Source organism: Candidatus Eisenbacteria bacterium (genome assembly GCA_030017955.1).
In the GTDB taxonomy this organism is placed as follows: Bacteria; Eisenbacteria; RBG-16-71-46; order JASEGR01; family JASEGR01; genus JASEGR01.
This window is the reverse complement of sequence record JASEGR010000138.1, coordinates 1-3,481: the sequence shown is the minus strand read 5'-3', so window position 1 is coordinate 3,481 and position 3,481 is coordinate 1. Positions and strand designations below refer to the sequence as shown.

The window sequence follows — 3,481 nt, the reverse complement described above, 5'->3', positions numbered from 1 at the left end:
GCATCCTGGCCAAAGTCACCAAATGTAAAGAAGCGTTAGACGCACTACACTAGATCTCCAACACAATCTCCTGACCGGTTCAGAAATTCAATGCAAACAGCCGCACAAGCCAATCGTTGATCGCAATAAAAGTGCTGTGCCCGGTAAGCGAGCCCAGCGTGGCTGAGACACCCCCCAAAAGAATGAAGAACATGGCAATTGCCTTGCCGACGTCCTGACCCCTCAAGCTTGCGATCATCCTCTCGTCGCCTGAGAGATAAGCGCTCGCTGCAAAGAGCTCTTCTCCAATCAATGTGTAGTCGCAAGCTGCAATGAAAAAGGGCAGCTGTGTAGGCATCGCCGTGCCTGCTATTTGAATCGCACCAATCGAGTTTCCTGTCTCGGCAAGAATGAGTGACTCGGCAAAGAACGCTCCCATGTAGAAACATGTAGCGGGTTTTTCCCTCACCATCACGCCGTCAACTGCGGCAACATAACCAAACTGTTCGTCCGTCACGTAATAGACGTAGTCGTCATTGTAGAGATCAGGCCTTCCTGCTGAGAGGTAAGCCTGTTTGAGCGTCTCTCTTGCGGTGCTCATCACGAGCGAGCGGCTCACCGGTACTTCGAGCTTTGTTTCATACTGCGCTGCTAGCTTTCCCACGTTCGCAAGTATCGTGAGTCCGGCGATAGTCTGAACATTGTCCATATCCTGGATGCCGGGGATGAAAAGAATCGGCTTACCCATCTCAGTGGCCCTGCCCACAGCTTCCTCAACAGCTTCGACGCCTGCGATTTTTCTGATGTACATCTTCTTGCCCTTCCCAACCTGGAAGATGCAGTAGAGGATGCCACCTGTGAGGATGAGGGCAACGACGAGAAGGTTTACTGCCGAGCGGTTAAACCACTGCTGCTTTGAAACCGAGGGCCCCACCACAGAAGAAAGCACCTGTACTTCTCCGGCGCAAAGAGCAGCGACCTGGTAGTAGTAAGGCACATTGTCCCTGACTGATGTATCGAGATACTGCTCTGCGCTTGGGGCGACGGTACTCGCCTTGGCAAATGGTCCTTCAGGCTTTTCGCTTCTCAGGATGACATAGCCCTTGACCCTAATCGCCCCTTCGACGTCGTCCGTGGATTTCTTCCATGCAATCGTGATGCACCCGCCACCGTCATTGGGAGTGTCGAAGGACTTAACCTCTGTGACACATGCGACTGAGACAGATTCCTGGGCTGCAGCAACGGGAGACTGCATAGTCTCCTTTTCTCCAACTGCGGGAGCCGAGAACGCATCAACGCCCAGGAACGTTATCTTGAGCGAGAAGACAAGGGCAACTATGAGGATCGAATGTAGGAGATTCTTACTGCTGGCAGGTTCAGACTTCCGATAAGAATCAGTGCTGCATCTGATCATGAACTCTCCTGCGTCCTGAACGGCAATCAAAGATGAGAACGAAGGTTTCGGACAGACTAGACAAGTGGCGGGCTGGCTGTCAACAAAAAAAATCAAGCGTCCCCAACGGGATTCCTTCTCCCCCGTCGCGTGTCTGTGTCCTTCGGACCCGCGGCGTGCTCGCTCCGCTGCGCGCGCCGGTGGCTAACATCAATATCGAGGCCGCGTGTCAACTCCGGTTCTCTTGAACCGGGAAGTAGGAATGAAGGAACCCATCCGCCGATTACCACCATCTCCTCCTTCAGTTCCCCGAGAAGATGAACGAGTTCCAATAGTACCGCCTTGCAGGCATCAATCTCTCGTTTTCCATACTGGCTTTTGCTTACCGTTTAGGCTTTATCCTCTCTTCAAGTATCGCTTGCGCTGCTTCCTCTCCTCGACCCTTGTAACTCTTCAAATCCAGGTAGAGCTGAATGTCTGACACAACAAAAATGCCGCTGACATTCTGGAGTCCGTAAAAGACACCTTCATCATAAGGCCGGAGTAGTATCACATTTGCACCGCTTTCCACCTTTTTGAGCTGAAGGCTTGTTGCTATCTCCTCTATATTGCCCTCGATATAGGAGAAGAACTTCATGAATCTGACAAATGGCGCAACCTTCCGCGCGCCGGAGAACAATGCCAGGCCATAGCGATAGCCTCTTTTTTTGCACTCTTTCTTCACTGCGGTCTCTAACTCCTCATCCCCGAGGCCTGAGTAGAAAGAGAAGCCCAGATTCTTCTGATAAGAGTAGTTGCTAACCCACTGATCAAGTACTTCCTCCAGCTTTATAAGAAAGAAGCTCTTGTTTTCTTCCTTGATCCATTCCTGGGCCAGAAGCGCTTGCTTTACCCTTGAGGTCAATCCGATGCTAATGCCCGCCTCCCGGGACATATCTTCGACATACCATCTCTTTGAAGGAACTGAGAGGAGAACCCTCAAGATTCTGCTTGATTTCGGTGAGAAGACAGATTTAGAAATGCGTGAAACAGCGAAGGGGTTCGGGGTTCCACTCTTGTCAACATAGATACTCTTGAAAGAAAGAAAGGCATTCCCTGCCAGGTCAATGCACCCGACGCCTGCCTCTTTGCATATTTGCCTGCTTGCATCGCTGAGATAGGGAGCAACCAGAATACCGTAGGAGTCCTTGCGGTCTTTAAGGTAACCCTTAAGTTGAGCAATTGCCAGCCTCACAAGACGGGGCTCGCCCTGTGACTTTATTTCAATGAAAAATTTTGCTGGTTTGCCGGAGACAAGAGTATTCAACACGAGATCAACCTGTTTATTGTCAATTCTGACCTTGCTCCTTGTTTCCAGCAGGTTAATGAATGAAATATCCGAAAGAAGGGACCCTATGCTCTTCCGAGCCTTCTTAAGGATATCTTTTTCAGAAAGTACTTTCACTGTAGAAGCCTGTTTCACCATATGGTGAAACAATATGATATAGTGAAACAGAAGTCAACGATTTTCAGACTCGCTAGCATTAAGAATTTTGTGCCTGCAGGAATGGGCTAGCTGCTTTTTCGTTTTGGCTTTCGTGAGCGAAAACTGGAAGGTAATTGCAAAAACCCCAACAACGGCCAAAACATCCGAGCGGGACGCTGCACATTCACCGCCTGCCCCGAAAACAAAAAGCGTCCCCAACGGGATTCGAACCCGTGTTGCCGCCGTGAAAGGGCGTTTTGAGGGGTTTCCTACTGAGTGACATTGATTGAGATGAAGTCACTAACTTGCTTATTCTTCTGGAGGTTATATGGGAAGGGTTGATGCCACCGATTCATACTGAGTCATACGGTTTTAGATACCAGATAGTCACTATTTGGACACCGGCGAGAGGACATTGGTAACCGTTTCGATCCTTCTACAAACCTGCGTCGAATAGCGAATTTCCCCTCTGCGATCACCTTGTGCGGGGTTAGGAGAGTCCAGGATTTCCTTTGCCCTTCGGCGTTTTGTGTGTTATATTATGTGAAACTTGACCTTTGACATGGTCTGAATAATGATTGGCGATGGAGTGTTGAACGTCAATTGTTTTTCCCGTTGGCGACAATTAGAATTCCCGTTTTTTC

General features: G+C 49.7%; 3 protein-coding genes. All 3 read right to left on the bottom strand.

What is annotated here, in order from left to right; translation table 11 throughout:
- Window positions 1-79 precede the first annotated feature (79 nt).
- Window positions 80-1,393: a hypothetical protein gene (locus QME66_12920; protein ID MDI6809853.1), complete on the bottom strand. Its 1,314-nt coding sequence runs from the start codon at window positions 1,391-1,393 to the stop codon at window positions 80-82.
- A 92-nt stretch (window positions 1,394-1,485) separates the two neighbouring features.
- Entirely contained in the window at window positions 1,486-1,704 is a 219-nt protein-coding gene (locus tag QME66_12915) for a hypothetical protein (GenBank protein ID MDI6809852.1), read from the bottom strand.
- A gap of 50 nt (window positions 1,705-1,754) precedes the next feature.
- The gene (locus QME66_12910) at window positions 1,755-2,816 is read right to left on the bottom strand and encodes a type IV toxin-antitoxin system AbiEi family antitoxin (protein ID MDI6809851.1); all 1,062 of its coding nucleotides are present in this window, start codon (window positions 2,814-2,816) and stop codon (window positions 1,755-1,757) included.
- Window positions 2,817-3,481: the final 665 nt, after the last annotated feature.